Here is a 19,638-nt window from a genome sequence, read left to right on the forward strand (position 1 = left end):
GAAAGATACGAAAAAGCAACTGCCCAAAAAGTAAGCCTTGCTTTTTAGAGGGGAAGCACTATGTAATTTCGGAGGGTCCTAAAATTTATGTGTTCCAGTAACTTCTAAATTACGGCAAGAGGTTCTTTTTGGGCAGTCTTATTACAAATATTCTTATTTGCTTTCAGATCCTGGAGGATAGGCCTGCAAGATTTCAGCAACAAATTCTTTTATTCGAGCCTCTTTCTTTTCAATATTTTTTATGTTGTGCAAGGTTCCAATGCCGCGTCCCTGCCATACCAGTTCTTTATTTTTGGCGTCTATTACATCTATGTACAAAGAGCCTTCCGTTCTAGTGCTAACGTTGCTGCCATTATAAGGACCGCCCCAGAAATAGGGATTCCATCCCCAACCATAATAACCACCGCCCCAGTAATTGCTGTAAACGTCTACTTGCTGTCTTTCCTTGGTGAAAATACTAAGCAGAATGTCTGGGTCATTGGCTTTTACGAAACCACGAGAACTCATTTCGGAATCGATGGCCTTAAGGATTCTTTTTTTGTCCAAATCGGAAATTTGCGCCTTGTCTATCCCTGTTTTGTAGAACGCATAGGTTTTAAAGTTGTTGAAATTTGCTTCCCTATCATAATCCGATAATACACGTACCGATGTGCAGGAACTTATTAAAAGTAATGCGAAAATCGGAACGACCAAAAATGTAATATTTTTCATAGCTTTAAAATTTGAATTAGTACTACTCCTTTAGATGTATTCGCAAAAATCATGCCGAACAGCCTGGTTTTTAGTTTCTTCTGTTAGTGCTCTTATTGTAGCCGTAGGGGCAATGTCTACAACCGCTTTCGCAACAATACCCTCTTTTTAGATGATATTGTTCCGTGAAAACTTTATAGCCTTCCTCCGAAAGATAAAAATCTCCTTCCTCCAATGGTATCAATTTCTTCATTGTTGTAAATTTATGGGATTAAATTGAAAAATGTAACTTCAACCGTAGTCATTGGTGATAATATTGGGAATCACTCTGGTTCTTTCTGTAGTTTATCTTATTTAGTAGGTTTTAAATCGATTATGGTCCGTTCTTTGTTTGATGACTTTTACCTTTGGAAGAAGCATTATTATTTTCGGATTCTATGATCATTGTATTTAAACATTTTTTCATCAAAAACTATGTGGGACTGTCGCTCTGGCCATTCATCATATTGAAGAATCCTGCCTTAAAAAATGATGCTGTCCTGATTAATCATGAAAAAATCCATTTAAAACAACAACGGGAATTGCTTGTTCTTCCTTTTTATATGTTATACCTGTTGGAAGGTGTGGTGCGATTTTTTATTTATTTTGATGTTTACACCGCCTATCGAAATATTAGTTTTGAACGAGAGGCGTATCAGAATGAATCTAACTTATATTATTTGCAGGAACGACGTCCGTATAGCTTTATTAAATATCTTTGGACCGAAAAGCGTTAGGCGTGTCGGTAATCCATCAAGAAGTAAATCTTTCTATATTAAAAGAGAAACAGGTTTCCCTAGTAGTGAAAAGGGAAGATTTGAATCATCCTTTTATCTCTGGCAATAAATTCCGAAAGTTAAAATACAACATCATAGAGGCCCAGCAGCAAGGTATTCAAACCTTAGTCACTTTTGGTGGGGCTTATTCCAACCATATTGCCGCTACTGCCTATGCCGGTAAAGAATATGGACTGCGCACTATTGGTATTATAAGAGGTGAGGAGTTAAGTGGGAAATGGAAAGACAACCCCACCTTAGTCCAAGCTAATGAACATGGGATGGATCTTAGATTTATTTCTAGGGAGGAATATAGGGATAAGGCCAATTCTGCCTCTATACAGGCATTGAAGGAAACTATTGGGCCATTCTATTTGGTGCCTGAAGGGGGAACCAATGTGTTGGCCATCAAAGGTTGTGAAGAGATATTAAAGGAAAGTGACTGGAACTTTAATTATGTATGCAGCAGTGTAGGTACGGGTGGAACCTTGGCCGGAATTATCAATTCCTCTGGGCCGGCCCAAAAGGTATTGGGTTTTGCCTCCTTGAAAGGTGATTTTCTAACAAAAGATATTCGTAATTTTGTCACTAGGGAGAATTGGGAAATAAGAAACGAGTATCACTTTGGAGGTTATGCCAAAGTGTCCCAATCGCTTATAGAATTTATTAATCACTTTAAGCAAAAAACCGGCATCCCCACAGATCCCATTTATACCGGAAAATTATTTTATGGTATTTTAGATCTGGTAAAACAGGATTATTTTAAAAAGGGATCATCAATATTAGCCATCCATACGGGTGGATTACAAGGGATAGAAGGAATGAATTCAGTATTAAAAAAGCGACAGCTGCCATTGATAGAAGTATGATAAAAAGGATTGTAACTGTAGTAATTTTTGGATTTTTAATGATTGGATGTGGATCTAAAAAACGGGTCTCCCATACTAAGAAACCTATTGATAGGGCTAGCAAGAAGACTGCCGAAAAAGATACCGAAAGAGAGACCGGAAAGGCAAATGAACAGCTGGGAAGTGTGCTGTACCCACTTCCGGAAGATACGGGGAAATTTGTGAGTTTTCCAGTCAGTTCCGTGGATGAGTATATAACAATTTTTGCTGAGATTGCCCAGTTTGAAATGAAAGCTTATGGCATTCCGGCCAGTATTACTCTGGCCCAGGGAATCTTGGAGAGTGGAGCTGGAAGGGGCGACCTTGCTCAAAGGACCAATAATCATTTTGGAATAAAATGCCATACCGGTTGGGATGGCGATTATGATTATCACGACGATGATGAAAAGGGGGAGTGCTTTAGAAAATACAATCATCCCATGTATTCTTTTAGAGATCACAGTATATTTCTTTCTACTCGCGCCAGATATGCATTTCTTTTCGATTTGGAGCATGATGACTATGTAGGCTGGGCCAAAGGATTAAAACAAGCAGGCTATGCTACAGATCGCAAATATCCCGATAAATTAATATCCTTTATAGAACGCTATGATTTGCATAAATATGACCTAGATGTAATAAAGACGGGAAGGATCGTGAAAAAAGAACCCAGACAGTATAACTTTGAAACTTATGTGGTTCAGAAAGGGGATACCTTGTATTCTATTTCCAAAAAATACTTTCTTACGGTTCCGGAACTGATGAGATTAAATAAAATGAAGAACAGTAATTTGGCGGTAGGTCAAAAACTTACTGTAAAAGCAGAAAAATCAGGTATAAAATGATATATAAGAGAAGTAGTGCTTTGTTTGCCGAAGCACAGCGATTTATTCCAGGTGGGGTCAACTCCCCAGTAAGAGCATTTAAGGCAGTGGGTGGTGACCCAATATTTGTTAAGGAAGCCAAGGGAGCTTATTTATATGATGAGGATGGCAATAAATTTATAGATTATATTGCTTCATGGGGCCCTTTAATCTTAGGTCATGCTTACGAGCCCGTCATCAATGCGGTTATTGAGAAAGCAAAAAAAGGGACTTCTTTTGGGATGCCCACAGAGGTGGAGACCCAATTGGCGCAATTAGCTGTTTCCATGGTTCCTAATATAGATAAGATCCGATTTGTGAATAGCGGAACTGAAGCCTGTATGAGTGCAGTTAGGTTGGCAAGAGGTTTCTCGGGAAAGGACAAGATTATTAAGTTTGCAGGCTGTTACCACGGACATTCAGATTCCTTTCTGATTCAAGCCGGCAGTGGGGCCGTTACTTTTGGAAGTCCCAATAGCCCTGGGGTAACTAAAGGCACTGCTAAAGACACCCTCTTGGCGATGTATAATAATTTAGAAAGTGTACAATCCTTGGTAGTTGCTAATAAAGGGGAGATTGCAGCTATTATTATTGAACCTGTAGCCGGTAATATGGGATGCATCATCCCACAAGAAAGCTTTATAAAAGGTTTACGTGAACTCTGTACCCAAGAAGGGATATTATTGATTTTTGATGAGGTGATGACCGGCTTTAGATTGGCAAGGGGCGGGGCACAGGAAGTGTTGGGAGTAGATGCCGATATTGTCACCTTTGGAAAGGTCATAGGCGGTGGACTACCTGTGGGCGCCTTTGCAGCAAAGGACGAAATAATGAGTTATTTGGCTCCTGATGGTCCGGTGTACCAAGCAGGAACCCTCAGTGGCAACCCATTGGCGATGAGCGCTGGTTTGGCTATGTTGACCGAATTGAACAATAATCCCGATATTTTTAGGAGTCTTGCGGATAAAACTGAATATTTGGGAAAAGGAATGGCTAAGGTATTGCAAGAGCATAATGTTCCCTTTCAGAAAAATAGATTTGGTTCCATGATTTCATTTCACTTTACGGACGAGCCTGTAGTAGATTTTGAAAGTTCGGTCAAAGGAAATAATGATACCTTTAAGAAGTATTTTCACGGGATGTTAAATCAGGGTGTTTATCTACCCCCAAGCGCATTTGAAAGCTACTTTTTAAACGATGCACTTTCCTATGAGGATTTGGATAATACCATTAAAGCACTATCCAATATTGTAGAAGATCTGAAATAAGTATTAGTAGTCTAGCTACGTCTCCGGTAATTTACAGAGGAAATGGAGTAGCACATCAAGTGGGCATAAAAAATGAGCATAAAAAAGAGGGAGAATTCTCCCTCTTTTTTATGCTCATTTTTTAAATATTCACCAGAGGGTTGCAAGATGTGGTAACGCTTAGGTTTAACCTAGACACAATATGCGATGTGACTTTGGCGAAGGGCATACCGGAAATGCTACCAAGAGAAGGAAGATTTCCGTACAGTCCTGTTTTTAAACCTTATTGCTTATGGGTTTTGGCCCTATGGGAACCTTTGCCCTTTCCCTCTCTATGAGACATGCGTTCCTTTTTTTTGTTTTCCCATTTTTCTAGCTGTTCCTTGGATAGTATTTTTTGTAGTTGCTCCTTTTGTGCAATCTGATGATCTAATCTTGCTGCTTTATAAGCATAGCGTTCTTCCGATGTGAAGGTCTTGCCTTCTCCATTTTCTTTTTTCGCTTTCATTTCTTTGATTCTTTCCATGCGAGAAGTGGCATTTTCTAAGTTCATTTTCTGAATCTGAGTTTGTTGGGCATCTGTTAAATCTAAGGCCAATGTCATTTGTTTGGTTTGCAGCGAGGCGATCTTCTCTGGACTCCAGTCTTTCATTCCTTTTCGGTGACCCGTTTGTGCCATAGCAGTAAATCCAATCATCAATACGATGGTAAAAAATAATTTTCTCATTATCTGTAATTTTAAGGGTTATGATTATTTATAGGACATCCAAAATGAAATTTGGTTTAGTCCCTATCCCTAATTTCGCTAAAGTTTAACACGGGTAAAGACTTATAGTGAGCTTGTTGTGACCATTCCTTTAAGCAATGAATTTTCTAATTTGGGAGCCAAACTACCTTGTTTTGCTTGGTGCTGTTTTAGAGTGATGACGTTGGTGATACCAAGTAGGGGTAAGGTAATTAGAAGGACTGTATTTAAATGGTGAATAGGGAGGATTTATTTATTTAAGGGAATAATTAGCCCAAAGGCTGTGAGGGGCTACGCAAGTTTATAACTCTGTAATGGTTAAATACATAAAAACCGTTCTAGCTAACTAGAACGGTTTTTATGGACTTTTAGACTTGTAGGTAATCTAATAGCCCCTTAAATTAAAAATTTTAGGAATACCCTTTAATAGTCAGTGTTGGCAATGCCATCATCAACATTGTTGCTCTCTATAGTGAGCACTTCTTTTTCGGTGTCAGTTTCTTCTTGAAGTTGGCTGTAAACCAATACCGATGTTATAAAACCAATAAGGTAAACGAGACTTTTTATTCTGTAGTTCATGGATTTGGGGTTTAATTTACACTTCTATATTAAGCAAAATTTCAACCCGTTTTCATCCAATGTTGTGAAAGTGTTCTTTTTTGTGGTAAAGCTTAGAAAGTTGTGGTTTTGATTATAAAATGGATGGAAAATTAAGTCCTCTCCAAAGTTTCGTGCAATTCAACTAAGTGTTCTTCAGGCTTAAGTGTGTCTTTGGTCTTCTTTGGTGTTTCAACAGATTTGGAAGGAGTATTTTGTTCTTTTTCTACATCCATATTGTAGTAAAATATTACCGAGGCCAAGAAGCAGATAAAATACATAAGACTTTTTATTCTGTAGTTCATGGAATGGGGGATTTTCTTCTTTCCGCAAATGTAGGAATTTATTTCAAATTTTTGACAGTGACAATAAAGTTTGTATAATTTTTAGCATTTGTACCAACAAGGCTATCAGTGGATGGAAGTTAACAGTGACTAATGTAAAAACGGCTGAAGTATACAAATACCCCAGCCGTTTCAATTGTTGCACTAATTTGTCGTTATTTAGGATCCAAGATAAGATCTATCCTTGTTTCCACATCTTGTAAGTGATACTTGCTCATAAGGTCTGAAGTCCTGTTTACAGCATTTTTAATATCCCGTTGAAGTATATTCAATTCTGCTCTGGCGATGGATCTAATGTCAGATTGACTGGTATTAATTGCAGTCGATTTTTGATATCCTCCCATATTGGATTTTTTATCTTCGTTTTCTGCACTCATCAAATATGCCAATCGCTCTATATGAGCTTTTTGTAAATTTCTTCTGTAAATGTCTATTTTGTTGCCATCCCTTATTTCCGACCAGATTCCCTTCCTAAGATCGGTCATCATATTTATCAGGGTGTAGGCTTCAGCGCCATTGGTCGCTTCATTTTCCATTAATCTTGCCAATCTTCCTAGACTCAGGATATTGGTCAAGGTTCTTTCCTGAGTGTTTCGTATGCGTTCTATGGAACCTGAATATTCTATTTTATTGAAAATATTTTGATCGATAAGCCATTCTGGGGTTTTAAAAAGCTGATCCTGTATAAAAGACATGCAGTTTTTTTGGTGTTCCTTACTTACTGGAATATACACAGGCCCTTCTTGGTCATAGGTTTTTTGGTACTCGTAAACCCCTCCTATATTATTGCTTACATGTCCCATATATCTATTGTATTGCCCAATAACCTGACCATATAGGATGTTTAGATCCTTGTAATCCTTGCCTTTTTCTGCGGTCCACTCTACCAGTTGTGGCACAATCAATTTTAGATTTTTTATTCCGTAGGTACTTGCCTTTATAGCATCGTCTCCTAAATCTTCGGTTTGAGAACTTGGGTCTACCACATCTCCTACTTGTTGATGACCAAAACGATATAGGGGGTCCCCTGCATGCTGTAAGATCCAGCTATCCAATATTTCCTTCTCTTCTGTTTCCGATTTATCTAAGATTGGTCGGTATCCCCAACTAATGGCATACTTGTCATAAATGCCAATATTGGGCATTAGGGCAACTCCCTCATCACCAGGTTGGGCTACATAATTAAATCGGGCATAGTCCATAATGGAAGGGGCTGTGCCGTACTTTTGGGTAAATGTGGCCGATCTGAGCGAGTCTACAGGATAAGCGATGCTACTTCCCATATTATGGGGCAAGCCTAACGTATGTCCTACTTCATGGGAGGAGACAAAACGAATTAAACGTCCCATTACCTCTTCTTTAAAAGCAACGCTTCGGGCATCTGGATTTATTGCGGCGGTTTGCACAAAATACCAGTTTCTAAGCAGAGACATTACATTGTGGTACCAGTTTATATCCGATTCCAATATCTCGCCGGTTCTTGGGTCACTAACATGCGGTCCGTTCGCATTGGGAATGGGAGAGGCTAAATAGCGAACCACGGAATATCTTACATCTTCGGGAGACCATTCTGGATCTTCTTCAATAGTAGGAGGGTCTTTTGCTAGGATGGCATTTTTAAAGCCTGCGGCCTCAAAGGCCACCTGCCAATCTTCAATTCCCTGTTTTATAAAAGGCACCCAATGTTTTGGGGTTGCCCGATCCACATAATAAATGATAGGTTTTTTAGGTTCTACCAATTCTCCTCTATTAAATTTTTCAATATCTTCATCCTTAACCTCCATTCTCCAACGGTCCAAAAACTCTACCGACTTGCTTTCTTGGGCGTCCAGACCATAATCTATCTGACTGCTTGTAAACCAGCCTACACGACTGTCGAAATTGCGACGTTTCATGGGCTCTTCCGGCAATAGTACCATGGAATTATTAATCTCTATGGAAATAGAACCCAAACTACCATTGGATGGTGGGCTGCCTGCGGTGTAGGTTTTTACGTGCCTAGCCTCTATATTTAAAGGATAACTTTTAAGCGTTTCTATATAACTTCTAGAATCTTCCAAACGGGAAACCTTGTATTGCTTACGGTAACGATCGGGCATACCCAACGCATTTACATCCTTTTCAAATAATTCGTTTACTTGAATAACGGTAGCTAATTTGGTAGAATCCTTATTAAATGCTTTTATGTCGAACGCATACAGAACTGGTTCAAAATTGGAGTTTATTACCGCTTCATAAACGGGAAGAGAATCCGATGCTACTACATCATGACTGACCACACGGAGCAGTACTTTTTTGTCCTTTTTCTCCCATCGAAGGACCTTTGTGTTAATTTTTCCTCCTCCAAAACCAATTCCATTTGCGGTTTTGGAAATCCTACTCACCATCAACATTTCTTTAGTGAACAAGCTGTCAGGAATTTCATAATAGTATTTGTCATCTACCTTATGAACATCAAATAAACCCTTATCCGTTATGGCATCTTTGGTAATTACCTTCTCGTACGATTCAATATCCCCTTTTTTGGACTTTTCATCTTCTTTGGCCTGTTCGGTCTTTTTGGATTTCTTTTTAAAAATCTGGGCTTCTGTAGTTGTAATAAAACCTAATAACAAAAATGCAAATAGCATTTTTGGGAGTTGTTTTGTAAACATGCTTGGATTGTTTTTTTATGCAAATTGAATTTCGCCAAAGAACTGAATTAAATTTAAATTGTGGAAATCCGGGAGGAATATTGATGAGTCTGTAATAAATTAACGCTAGATGTGATGTTACATCAAATTAATGCAAACAGTTTAACGCGAAATACTATAAAAGTGATTTTTTAACATTTAAACTGTAACAAATCAACTTTGTTCAAGTCTATTAAGATAGAGAATATTATTTTTTAATATTATTTTTGAATTAGTCGATCGTAAAGCCTTTGTATACACAAGGGCTTTACTTTTTTATAGCAATTCTATTTTGATGTGTAGATGATACGCTTACAAAATGGATGGTGTAACGTATCTCTCCATTTATCCAGAAGTATTTTATGTTTCTGTTGCTCGGGTATGATTCATTTTAGGGTACAAGATTGGCCTTGACATTATAAACTCCTTTAGAAGTTTAAGTGGGGGTTAAAAAATTAAGGGTAGTATAAACTGAAATAAGAGCACCAACAAACCTACTGAAATGACATTGAGAATAATACCGACCCTTGCCATCTGGTAAACTTTGATATGACCACTGGCGAAAACTATGGCGTTCGGCGGTGTGGCCATTGGTAGCATAAAGGCGCAACTGCTGGCTATGGTAACGGGAATCAATAGGTATAGGATTGGGATTCCCAAACCAATTGCAATTCCTGCAACTACTGGAGCAAGCACTGCAATTAATGCTACGTTACTCATTAATTCCGTCATAAAGAGTATCAAGAAAAGTAATAGTGTGGTAGTAAGTAGAACACCTATCTCACTATTGGCAATAATGTGAGCTACAGTATCCACAATGCCACTTGCCGACATACCTTGGGCAAGTGCCAACCCGCCCCCGAAAAGAATAAGGATTCCCCAAGCCAATTTTTCCGTATCGTTCCATCCAATAATGAAGTCTCCCTTTTTAATGTTAAAGGGAATGGCAAAAAGGGAGATGGCGGCAATCATACTTATTATGGTATCCGATAGGCCTAGATTAGGGAATATTTCATTGATCAAAGCCCTAAAGATCCAAAGGAATACAGTTATCCCAAAAATAACAAGGACCATTTTTTCCTTGCCAGTTGTTGGGCCTAATTTCTCCAATTCTTGGTCTATAACTTGTTTGGAGGCCGTGAATTTTAATTGTTTGTTAGGGAACATCCATTTCACTAGTACAAAATAAATAATGGTCAACAAAACAATTGAAAATGGCAATCCGATTACCATCCATTTTAAAAATGAGATTTCAATATTGTATTCATTTTCCAACAAACCGATTAAAATAGAGTTTGGTGGGGTGCCAATAACGGTGGCAATACCACCTGCATTTGCCGAGAACGCGATTCCCAACATCACATTTAATGCAAAATTACGGTCGTCCTTGGTAAATCCATCGGCGTCATTGATCAATAATCGTATGACGGACATGGCAATGGGAAGCATTACAACGGTACTAGCGGTATTGCTGATCCACATGCTTAGGGTAGCGGTTGCTATCATAAAGCCCAAGATTACCTTGTTGGGGGTGGTTCCCGTGATCCGAATTATATTTAAGGCAATACGTTTGTGTAGATTCACCTTTTCTAAGGCCAAGGCCATAACAAATCCTCCGAAAAAAAGAAAAATAATGGGACTGCCATAATTGGCACCCACCTCAGCAAGGGGCATTATTTTTAATAAGGGGAAAAGAATCAGTGGCAATAGAGCGGTAACAGAAATGGATACAGCTTCGGTAATCCACCAAATAATCATCCATACGGCTACTGCAATTACTGCATCGCCTTTTTCTGAAACCATTAATGAGGGTAAATTAATGAGGATAAAAAAGAATAACGGGCCAAGAAGTAGCCCTAGTTTTTTGGTTATTTCCATATACTGTTTTGTAATCCTCGAAACTAAACTTTTTTTTAGAGTTATAAAAATGAAATTGAAGACCTTATTTTGCGCTTAATAAATCCCAAATCTTGATAATTTCAACGATTTTGGTGACGGAATACCCAGTAAAATGATAGTATCCGTAGCTTCATTTTTGTTCATTTAGGGGGGGGATAAGGATCTCTGAATCCCATTTCGCCTATAGTCTTATCAAAGGAATGCCTATTTTATACACAAGCTTAAAGGATCGTGATTTTCACTTCTGGACTTGTAACAATAAATAAAAAGGGCCAAGAATTAAATTCCTGGCCCTAACTTATATAATAGTTATTTCTTACTTTTTAGAAACAGATAAAGGATCTACTTTTTTAAAATCACCATTTTTGTTGTTCCTTCTGTAGCGACTTTAATTAACTCGTGCTTGGTGAGGGCTTTCATTGCTTTGTCCCATTTTTTGCCACTTAGCCCTGCTTGGGACTTTAAGTCCTCTAAAGGCATAGAGCTAGAGGGTTTTAATAAGGCAAGTATTTCCTTTTCCTCATCACTCAACTCAAGCTGTTTCTTTTCAGGTCTCATTTGTGGGAAGAAGAGCACCTCCTGGATAGAGGCATTATTAGTCATCAGCATCACTAAACGGTCTATTCCAATGCCAATACCACTAGTTGGGGGCATACCATATTCTAATGCTCTTAGGAAATCTTGATCTATAAACATGGCCTCATCATCTCCTTTTTCAGAGAGTTGCATTTGTTCTTCGAACCTTTCGCGTTGATCAATGGGATCGTTCAACTCGGAATAGGCATTTGCCAACTCCTTCCCGTTAACCATCAATTCAAAGCGTTCTGTTAAGGCAGGATTACTTCGGTGCTCTTTGGTAAGCGGACTCATTTCCTTTGGGTAATCTGTTATAAAGGTAGGTTGTACATAATGATGTTCGCATTTTTCTCCAAAAATTTCGTCTATCAATTTTCCAACGCCCATGGTTTCATCCACTTCTAAATGCAATTGTTTGGCCACCGCCAGAAGCTCTTCCTGATTCATGCCAGCCACATCAAAACCGGTATGTATTTTAATGGCTTCTAAAATTGGAATTCTAGGGTATGGGGCCTTAAATTCGATTTGGTTCTTTCCTACCGTAACGTTTGATGTGCCATTGGAATCGATTGCAATTTTTTCTAGCAGCTTTTCGGTCATGTCCATCATCCAATTGTAATCCTTATAGGCTACATAAAGTTCCATAACCGTAAATTCCGGATTATGGGTGCGGTCCATGCCTTCGTTCCTAAAGTCCTTGGCGAATTCATATACACCATCAAATCCACCAACGATCAATCTTTTTAGATATAGTTCATTGGCTACCCGTAAATATAAAGGTATGTTCAGTGCGTTGTGGTGGGTCATAAACGGACGTGCCGCTGCACCGCCTGGAATAGGCTGTAGAATGGGTGTTTCTACTTCCAAATATCCTGCATCATTAAAAAATTGACGCATGCTATTGGTAATCTTTGTACGCTTAATAAAATTCTTCTTTACACTTGGGTTTACTACTAGGTCTACATAACGTTGACGGTAGCGCATCTCAGGGTCGTTAAACTCATCGTATACTTTGCCATCGGAGTCTACTTTTGGTAACGGTAAGGGGCGTAAGGATTTACTTAGGAGGGTGAAATTCTTTACCATTACGGTCTTTTCCCCTACCTGGGTGGTAAAAAGTGTTCCCTCTATACCAATGATATCCCCAATATCCAATAGCTTTTTGTAGAGGTCGTTGTACAAGGTTTTGTCTTCTCCTTTGCAAATTTCATCCCTATTGAAATATACCTGTATACGACCTTCGCTATCTTGCAGTTCAGCGAAGGAGGCTTTTCCTTGAATCCTTCTGGACATGAGCCTTCCGGAAATGATTACCTCTTTATCTTCCTCATAATTCTCCTTAATGGATTTAGAGGTGCTATTTACAGGGTAAAGTGCCGCAGGATATGGGTCGATCCCCATGTCCCGGATTTTGCCAAGTTTTTCTCTTCTGATTACTTCTTGTTCCGAAAGTTGCATACATTCATGATTAAGGCTGCAAATATAGCTACTCTGGTTTAATCTATCAATCCCGTAAATAGTATTGTTATGATCCTTTAGTATTATTTTACTTTTGTTGTAACAAATGCGCTGTATTTTCGTCTAATTGGTACATCAATCAAAAATCAAATATAAATGGGCTGTTTAAGAGTTGTATTGGCCATAATTTTTCCACCCTTAGCGGTTATAGGTAAAGGTTGTGGTTCTATTTTCATTGTTTTTCTACTTACACTATGTGGATGGGTCCCTGGGGTTATTGCAGCTCTGATCATCCTTAACAATCCAAATTAGTCAATTTTTTAGGCAGAGTTCGTATCTTTGCACTATGAATAAAAGGATTCTATTAGAAGATTTAGGGAATAAAGATTACAAGGAAACCTGGGATTATCAGGAAGTATTGTTTAAATCTGTCCTGGACCTAAAAATAAAGAATAGGAGGGAAGGTTCCAGATTGGAAACTCCCAATCATTTTTTGTTTGTAGAACACCCTCATGTATATACCTTGGGAAAAAGCGGTGACATTGGAAATCTACTAGTAGATGAAAATGTGCTTACCAAAAAAGGGGCAAAATTCTACAAGATAAATCGAGGCGGGGATATTACCTATCATGGACCTGGTCAAATTGTGGGCTATCCTATTCTAGACCTCGATAATTTTTTCACCGACATTCATAAATACCTTCGTTTTTTGGAGGAGATGATTATTCTTACCCTAGAAGAGTACGGAATAAAAGGAGAGCGATCCAAAGGTGAGACCGGCGTCTGGATAGATGTAGGAACGCCCTTCGCACGAAAAATATGTGCCTTGGGCGTACGCGCCAGTAGGTGGGTAACCATGCACGGATTTGCACTGAACGTAAATTCGGATTTAGGCTATTTTGATCTAATGATCCCCTGTGGAATAAAAGGCAAGGCAGTAACCTCTTTAAATGTAGAGTTGGGGCAAAAAGAAGTGGACTTGGGGGAAGTAAAAGAAAAATTGTTAAAGCATTTTTCCTGCTTGTTTGAGGCGGAATTCCTGGCTTGCAACAAGCAAGTATAATAAAGGTAAAAACCAAGACTTTAGTCTCGGTTTTTAACCACTAAGTGGGATTTGAATGTGCTGATCTTTGCGTCGGAAAGTTATCGGTAGCAACCGTCGCTGAGAAACTTGACTTATATTACGCTATAGTTTATTTGTTATACTTGGTAAGCTCCATATGGCTGTTTAATTCGCCATTCTTTCTATACATTTCTTGCTTTACCATACCTATGCCTTCTGCAAGCCATAACTTAGAACTCATGTTTTGTTTTACACCCATGGTTTCAGAAATATTGTCCTCGGATATAACGTAACAATCAAAAGTCCCAGCAGGGGTGGTTACACTTTCTCTTTTTTCTACCTTTCTATTGATCTGATCCACCTTCATGGTCATATTCATACCGGTCATCTTAATGTTTACGGTCACATTGGCATCTGCTAGGTCTTGGCCTACAGTTAGATTATTGGGAATGTCTACATCGGTACCACTAATCTCCATTTCCATTCCCATATCCGTGTATTGTTTTATCATTTGAGATGGGACCAGTGAATTGTAGTCTATTTTAACGCCTTCTCCAGTACAGCTCATCTTAAAATCGGAAACCATGATTTCTTTGCCCTTTTTATCGGTAAGCTTCATGTTCATAGTAGCTGTGGTAACGCCTCCAGCGTTAGATACCTCTGTAATGGAGTAATCGGTGGTGCCTTCTGGTTTACCTTTTTTATTACTCATGGTGTATTGAAAGCTTTGGCCTTCTTCCATTGGGTAAAATTTACTGCAATTGCCCTGTGAAAAGCCTAAAGAGGTTATTAAAAGGGATAATAATATGATGATATTTCTTCTTTTCATTATGTAAAAATTGTTAGGGTTATTGGGTTATCTTTTGGGATACCTGGTAAAAGCTTAGGTTACAACTTTCAACTACCATGTTAGGTCTTTATAAATTCTACACGTCTATTTTGAGCCTTACCAGCGGTAGTGTTGTTATCCCCAACAGGTTCGGCCTCGCCTTTCCCATCGGTCTGTAATCTACTTTCCATTATTCCAAAATCGCTGCTAAGGGACTTCTTTACTGAAGCAGCTCTTTTTTTGGAAAGTTCAACGTTAGTGGCATCACTGCCATCCGCATCGGTATGGCCCACAATCTGTACATTTATTCCAGATTCTTGTTGCAGGGCAATGGCTATCTCTTTTAAGGTGCCATAAGATTCTGGCTTAATCTTATCTGAACCCGAGTCGAATAAAATACCAGTGGTTGAGAATTTACCTTCCTTAAGAAGTTTGCTCCGCAGGTCTTCCCCGCCTTCTGCTACCTTTACATTGGTAATAAAAACAAATTGTCCGTTGGATTCGTTAGGCATGTGATCTAAATTAAACTTGAGGTATTTTATGAGATCTACTCCAATAAACCTTGGTAGGTCTACTAGTTTACGCTCGTTCATCCACATTCGAAACCGCTGCCCGTTAACTGCAATAGCCACATGTGCCAGTTGTAGAATGTCGTTACGGACGTCTTTCTTCACATTGTTTCGAACTGTATTTTGTCCATTAATGCGATTGTTCAAATAAATTCCTGCATCCATATATTGAGCAAGGGGTATGCCCATTTCCGCGTAATTATATCCATGTCTAAAAGTGTTGTTATCGTCCAAGATAAGTGTTAAGCGGGCATAGGAATTGATTTCTTTGTCCAATCCGGTAGTAATCATATCAAATTCTACCGTGAAATCACTAGGAAGTATCTCGGGGAGATCGGGTATGTAGGAGGTTTTATTTGATAATTTCACCCATTTATCTGGACTATTGTCGAAGGTTACGACCTCTCCGGAGCCATTGGTATTCCATTTTGCGGGAAAGTCACCTATGTTGTCCACGGAAAAATCGTCATACATTAGCACTTTATTCCCTGCTACAAAATCGTAATTGGTATAGAATTTAAGGGTTTTGGGACCGCTTTCAACTGAATTAGCAGGGGTGTTTGCCTCTCCTGAAGTATTTGTACTGTTGGTGTTGCTTCCTTCGTGGTTCGGTGCTGGATTGGATTCGGGATTAGGAGCATTGCTTCCCGGCTCTAAAACATCGTCTAATGCGTCATCTGTTTTTTTACTGACCTCCTTATCTACTCGCCGTTCAACAGTGCGTTCTGCTGCTTTTTCAGCTATTTTGCCCAGTTTTTTTAAAAATTGACCATTTGCTGAATTGCTGAAGGAAAACATAAGCAGACCACATAGTATTACTTTTGGTAGAATTTTCCTGAGTCTCATAACTGTAATTTTAATAGATTCATCTTAAATTATTTTTTATCCAGTGTTAACTGTTTTAAAAATAGGTAATTAGAGTGATCTATCGGAATTAGCTGTATGTATTGCACATATTCTTGTACTAACTGCAAGTTATATGGAGTAACCGGCTTATATCATGTTTTATAAATTACAGAAAAGGCCTTGTCCCATTTACACAATGTCTGGTATGGGACAAGGCAAAGGATATTTTAGTTGATCCTATAAACAATAATGGAATTGTCTTGATCTTTTGTGACCAACTCTAATTTATGATCGTTGTCCATGTCGCTGAGGTCTATTACGGAGCTTCCTGGTACTGGGAAATTGGAAATGCTTTCCGCCTGACTATCGAACAAGTAAATTTTTTGATTTTGTATATCGGTAACGCTGACATAGATCTTGTCGTTTAGATAGAATATTTTAGGTTTGGAGTACACACCAAGTTCCAGTTCCACCTTTTTACTGCGTATGGTCAAAACGTTATCGTTCATAATTACCAAGGTATTGCTTGTGGCATCAATGCCGTGATCTGGCAATAATTTTAGGTTGGTTGAGGTCATTTTTCCTTTTTCGTCTATTTGATATAGTCGCCCTTTGATGTCGGTCAGCGTAAACTTATTCTTATGGAGGTGTACCTCATTATCGGAAAACGCAATTTTTTCTTTCACTGGAACTCTGATCTCGCCTGTCCTTGAGAGTATTTTTAATTCCCCACCCTCTTCTTTAAAGACCACATAATCGTTTCTGCCTATCCTAAAGTGTTTGGCACTTCCAAGAATGGACCTCTCCGCTTTGTTGAACTTAAAGCCAGTCACCTTTTTTCCAAGCCTATTGTACATAGTTATTTTAGCGCCTTGTGATACCACAAAGCGATAATCCCTTTTCTTTTCATAATCAAATACCGCCAAGGGATTTAAGTTGCCACCATCATACTTAAAAGTAAAGGGGGAAACTTCGTTTCCATTTCTGTCTAAAATTAAGAATTCGTTATCTGTGGTAAAAGCTAGTTGCAAACGCCCGTTTTTATAAAGGTCTACTTGCTCTATACGCCCCTGTATTCTACCTTTTAATTGTTTTTTCCATAGGACCTTTCCCTCCGTAGAAATAAGATAAAGATTGTTTTCTTGATCCTGGACTACTATTTCCTCCTTTTTGGTTAGGTGGTTTTTCACGAATTGCGGGGCATTTGCAATTCCTTTATCTAATGTCAGCGTGAATAAGGGGGTGGTTTGGTTCAGAGTTGTTTCGTGGGCAATTTTTTGAAATAAAATATTGGTGTGGTGAAAATTGTCTTCCGCAACCATTTGCGCAGCAAAGGTATATTCCGCAAGCTCCTTTACCTTAATCTCCTTTACAATTTCCGCTGAAATATTGTGGTTTAAAAAGTATTCAACTCCTTTGGCATTGGCTATAAAAAGGATGGAAGACTCATCTGCCAGTTGTTCTTTAGCGGTTTTGTAAGTAGCCGTTTTCTCAAAGGTGGCGCTGCTTTTATAATTGGCGATGATGGTTTTTAGGCTTTCCGCGGTATTGGCAAAAACAAATGCATTTTCAATGATGGTATAATGATTGGCCGTGTAATTCTTTACAAGGGGATCAAAATAGTGATTAAGAAAATCTGACTTGGAAAGAGCTACTATTTCATTCCCCTGATAGTCCTCGGAGCCAATCTTAAGGCCATCCAAGTATTCTTGAATATTTTCAGAACCGCTGGTGTGCAAAATAATGGATGTCTCATTATTTAAATAGATGAAGCCAATTTCCTCCACGGCATTAAAAGTGTTGTCGATCAAAATGGACTTATCTAAATATTTTTTTTGATTTCTGGCGAAAGAGCTATAATTATCAAAAGTGTACGACACTATGGCGTCCGAGGTCATTGGGGCCAAATTGGGGGTTTTATTGATAAGGGCATGGGTGCTATTAAAAAGGTTGCTTACTGTTGGCAGGGAATCGCTGACCGTGTTTATCCCATTGAGTTTTAAATGGTCCTTGTTAGAATTAAAGTCCACACACACCCATTCCGTGAATTTGGAAATATCTAGGTGTTGGTCTTTATTTAAAATGGGGCTTAGTAAGGAATTACTTTTCTTTGTGTTTAAAAATATATTGGCACTACTTTGGTTGTTGGTGACTTGGTATAATGTGTTTAACGAAGGTTGTGTGCTTAGGTCTTTCTCCTTGCGCAACATATTTTCCAATAACATTTTAGCAGAACTAAAAATAATTTTATCGTTAAGGCTTGTAGAGTAAAAAGTAGCCCCTTCCAACGTGTATTTCTCTAAATTACTCCCTTGATAAGTAATGTGTTCTACTTTTTTATCAGTGATTTCGTCCAGGTTAATTAGGTCTTCGGATTTGTGGACGATGTACAGAATTTCAAAATTCCCTTTTCCTAATTCAACAAAGGCAAGGATGCTCTCCAGATTGGTCTGTAGGTATTGCAAGGGTTTTGCCTTAGCTACAAGAGAGGCGTACGCTTTGGTGGAAGAAAAAGACTTTAATAGGTCGTTGTTCTCCAATTCACTGGAAAAGGATACCTTATCGTTTATTTTAATGATTACCGAGCTGTTATGCGGGACGTAATGTAGTAAGGGGGAAGTGGTGTTATTGTTTTTGTTACATGCAAGAAGGAACAAAAAGGAAATAATGGCTATTTTAAATTTCATAGAAACGACTTTGCACAAAAATAGGATTTTTAAACATCATGTTTTAATTACTCGGGTAATAGTCGGAACGATTTGCGGTGGTATTTGGTAATTCCGTATTTTCTTATTGCATCCCGGTGTTCCGCAGTGGGATAGCCTTTGTTTTTTTTCCAATTGTACATTGGGAATTCCAAATGTATTTTTTCCATATAAAGGTCTCTTGCAGTTTTAGCAAGAACCGATGCCGCGGCAATACTCTGGTATTTAGCATCTCCTTTAACAATACAGGCAAAGGGGATATTCTTATATGGATTAAATCTGTTACCATCTACAATGATAAACTCAGGGGGCATGGTTAATTGGTCTATTGCCTTGTGCATGGCCAAAAAGGAGGCGTTCAAAATATTTATAGCATCGATCTCTAGCGGGAAGACATGGGCAATACCATAACACACGGCACTATGTTCTATATGTGGCCGAATTAGGTTTCTTTTAGCCTCAGTTAATAATTTGGAATCGTTTAGAGTGCCATTGGTATAGTGGTCAGGCAATATTACTGCAGCAGCTGTTACTGGTCCTGCGAGACAACCTCTTCCGGCTTCATCGGTTCCCGCTTCTATAAATTTGGTATAATAAGGTTGTAGCATTTAAGGGTTTTATTCTAATTATGTAATTGGAAACTAATCATCAGGCCCAAATCTTAACCTTAGCGTCGGTTTGTGGTGTCTCCAATGCCAAATATAAAAATTTAAAAAAAGGAATTGCAAGGCGGATGAAACTTCAGTAGAGGAAGTAACTATTATTCCTTGGTGTTTAGGGGTTGTATGAAGCTTACCACTTTCTTGTCCTATAGAAACTTTAATCGTATTCAC

Annotated in this window: 18 protein-coding genes; 6 read left to right on the top strand and 12 right to left on the bottom strand. The window is 38.6% G+C overall.

Going from position 1 to position 19,638, the window contains the following annotated elements:
* Positions 1-153: 153 nt before the first annotated feature.
* Together KCTC52924_RS09195 and KCTC52924_RS09200 are read right to left on the bottom strand one after the other, a co-directional pair.
* Complete coding sequence (locus tag KCTC52924_RS09195; RefSeq protein ID WP_251806433.1) at positions 154-711, bottom strand: DUF4136 domain-containing protein; 558 nt, start codon at positions 709-711, stop codon at positions 154-156.
* Positions 712-781: 70 nt separating this feature from the next.
* A complete protein-coding gene (locus KCTC52924_RS09200; RefSeq protein ID WP_251806434.1) occupies positions 782-943 on the bottom strand; it encodes a DUF5522 domain-containing protein in 162 nt (53 codons plus the stop codon).
* Between the two features lie 184 nt (positions 944-1,127).
* Here KCTC52924_RS09200 and KCTC52924_RS09205 point away from each other — a divergent pair, with 184 nt between their 5' ends.
* Genes KCTC52924_RS09205 through hemL form a run of 4 tightly spaced genes read left to right on the top strand, consistent with a single transcriptional unit; the run spans position 1,128 to position 4,523 of the window.
* Complete coding sequence (locus tag KCTC52924_RS09205) at positions 1,128-1,466, top strand: hypothetical protein (RefSeq protein ID WP_251806435.1); 339 nt, start codon at positions 1,128-1,130, stop codon at positions 1,464-1,466.
* Positions 1,448-2,374, top strand: coding sequence for a 1-aminocyclopropane-1-carboxylate deaminase/D-cysteine desulfhydrase (locus KCTC52924_RS09210; RefSeq protein ID WP_285903355.1), 927 nt, complete (start codon positions 1,448-1,450; stop codon positions 2,372-2,374). The genes KCTC52924_RS09205 and KCTC52924_RS09210 overlap by 19 nt, the downstream gene beginning before the upstream one ends.
* A complete protein-coding gene (locus KCTC52924_RS09215; protein WP_251806436.1) occupies positions 2,371-3,237 on the top strand; it encodes a glucosaminidase domain-containing protein in 867 nt (288 codons plus the stop codon). Before KCTC52924_RS09210 ends, KCTC52924_RS09215 begins: the two co-directional genes overlap by 4 nt.
* Complete coding sequence (gene hemL / locus KCTC52924_RS09220; RefSeq protein ID WP_251806437.1) at positions 3,234-4,523, top strand: glutamate-1-semialdehyde 2,1-aminomutase; 1,290 nt, start codon at positions 3,234-3,236, stop codon at positions 4,521-4,523. Before KCTC52924_RS09215 ends, hemL begins: the two co-directional genes overlap by 4 nt.
* 262 nt (positions 4,524-4,785) lie before the next feature.
* On the opposite strand, the gene KCTC52924_RS09225 is transcribed toward hemL, so the two are convergent.
* From KCTC52924_RS09225 to lysS, 6 genes are all read right to left on the bottom strand, one after another.
* Positions 4,786-5,229 (bottom strand): hypothetical protein, encoded by a 444-nt coding sequence (locus KCTC52924_RS09225; protein WP_251806438.1) that lies wholly within the window; start codon positions 5,227-5,229, stop codon positions 4,786-4,788.
* 441 nt (positions 5,230-5,670) lie between these two features.
* Entirely contained in the window at positions 5,671-5,826 is a 156-nt protein-coding gene (locus tag KCTC52924_RS09230; protein ID WP_251806439.1) for a hypothetical protein, read from the bottom strand.
* Between the two features lie 131 nt (positions 5,827-5,957).
* Positions 5,958-6,149 (bottom strand): hypothetical protein, encoded by a 192-nt coding sequence (locus KCTC52924_RS09235; protein WP_251806440.1) that lies wholly within the window; start codon positions 6,147-6,149, stop codon positions 5,958-5,960.
* Between the two features lie 194 nt (positions 6,150-6,343).
* Positions 6,344-8,842: a zinc-dependent metalloprotease gene (locus tag KCTC52924_RS09240; RefSeq protein WP_251806441.1), complete on the bottom strand. Its 2,499-nt coding sequence runs from the start codon at positions 8,840-8,842 to the stop codon at positions 6,344-6,346.
* Between the two features lie 465 nt (positions 8,843-9,307).
* Positions 9,308-10,738, bottom strand: a complete 1,431-nt coding sequence (locus KCTC52924_RS09245; RefSeq protein WP_251806442.1) for a DASS family sodium-coupled anion symporter — start codon at positions 10,736-10,738, stop codon at positions 9,308-9,310.
* Between the two features lie 363 nt (positions 10,739-11,101).
* A complete protein-coding gene (gene lysS, locus KCTC52924_RS09250) occupies positions 11,102-12,793 on the bottom strand; it encodes a lysine--tRNA ligase (protein WP_251806443.1) in 1,692 nt (563 codons plus the stop codon).
* A gap of 156 nt (positions 12,794-12,949) precedes the next feature.
* Between lysS and KCTC52924_RS09255 the strand changes: the two genes are divergently transcribed.
* Positions 12,950-13,105 carry a YqaE/Pmp3 family membrane protein gene (locus KCTC52924_RS09255; protein ID WP_251806444.1) on the top strand — a complete coding sequence of 52 codons (156 nt, stop codon included), beginning with the start codon at positions 12,950-12,952 and terminating at the stop codon, positions 13,103-13,105.
* A gap of 34 nt (positions 13,106-13,139) precedes the next feature.
* The gene (lipB, locus tag KCTC52924_RS09260; protein ID WP_251806445.1) at positions 13,140-13,856 is read left to right on the top strand and encodes a lipoyl(octanoyl) transferase LipB; all 717 of its coding nucleotides are present in this window, start codon (positions 13,140-13,142) and stop codon (positions 13,854-13,856) included.
* Positions 13,857-13,986: 130 nt separating this feature from the next.
* Here the strand turns inward: lipB and KCTC52924_RS09265 are convergent, their stop codons facing one another.
* From KCTC52924_RS09265 to KCTC52924_RS09280, 4 genes are all read right to left on the bottom strand, one after another.
* A complete protein-coding gene (locus KCTC52924_RS09265; protein WP_251806446.1) occupies positions 13,987-14,685 on the bottom strand; it encodes a DUF3108 domain-containing protein in 699 nt (232 codons plus the stop codon).
* Between the two features lie 80 nt (positions 14,686-14,765).
* Positions 14,766-16,100: an OmpA family protein gene (locus tag KCTC52924_RS09270; protein ID WP_251806447.1), complete on the bottom strand. Its 1,335-nt coding sequence runs from the start codon at positions 16,098-16,100 to the stop codon at positions 14,766-14,768.
* Positions 16,101-16,327: 227 nt separating this feature from the next.
* Positions 16,328-18,787 carry a ribonuclease HII gene (locus KCTC52924_RS09275; protein WP_251806448.1) on the bottom strand — a complete coding sequence of 820 codons (2,460 nt, stop codon included), beginning with the start codon at positions 18,785-18,787 and terminating at the stop codon, positions 16,328-16,330.
* A 47-nt stretch (positions 18,788-18,834) separates the two neighbouring features.
* Positions 18,835-19,413 carry a ribonuclease HII gene (locus KCTC52924_RS09280; protein ID WP_251806449.1) on the bottom strand — a complete coding sequence of 193 codons (579 nt, stop codon included), beginning with the start codon at positions 19,411-19,413 and terminating at the stop codon, positions 18,835-18,837.
* Between the last annotated feature and the right edge of the window lie 225 nt (positions 19,414-19,638).

This window comes from Arenibacter antarcticus (assembly GCF_041320605.1).
Taxonomy (GTDB): domain Bacteria; phylum Bacteroidota; class Bacteroidia; order Flavobacteriales; family Flavobacteriaceae; genus Arenibacter; species Arenibacter antarcticus.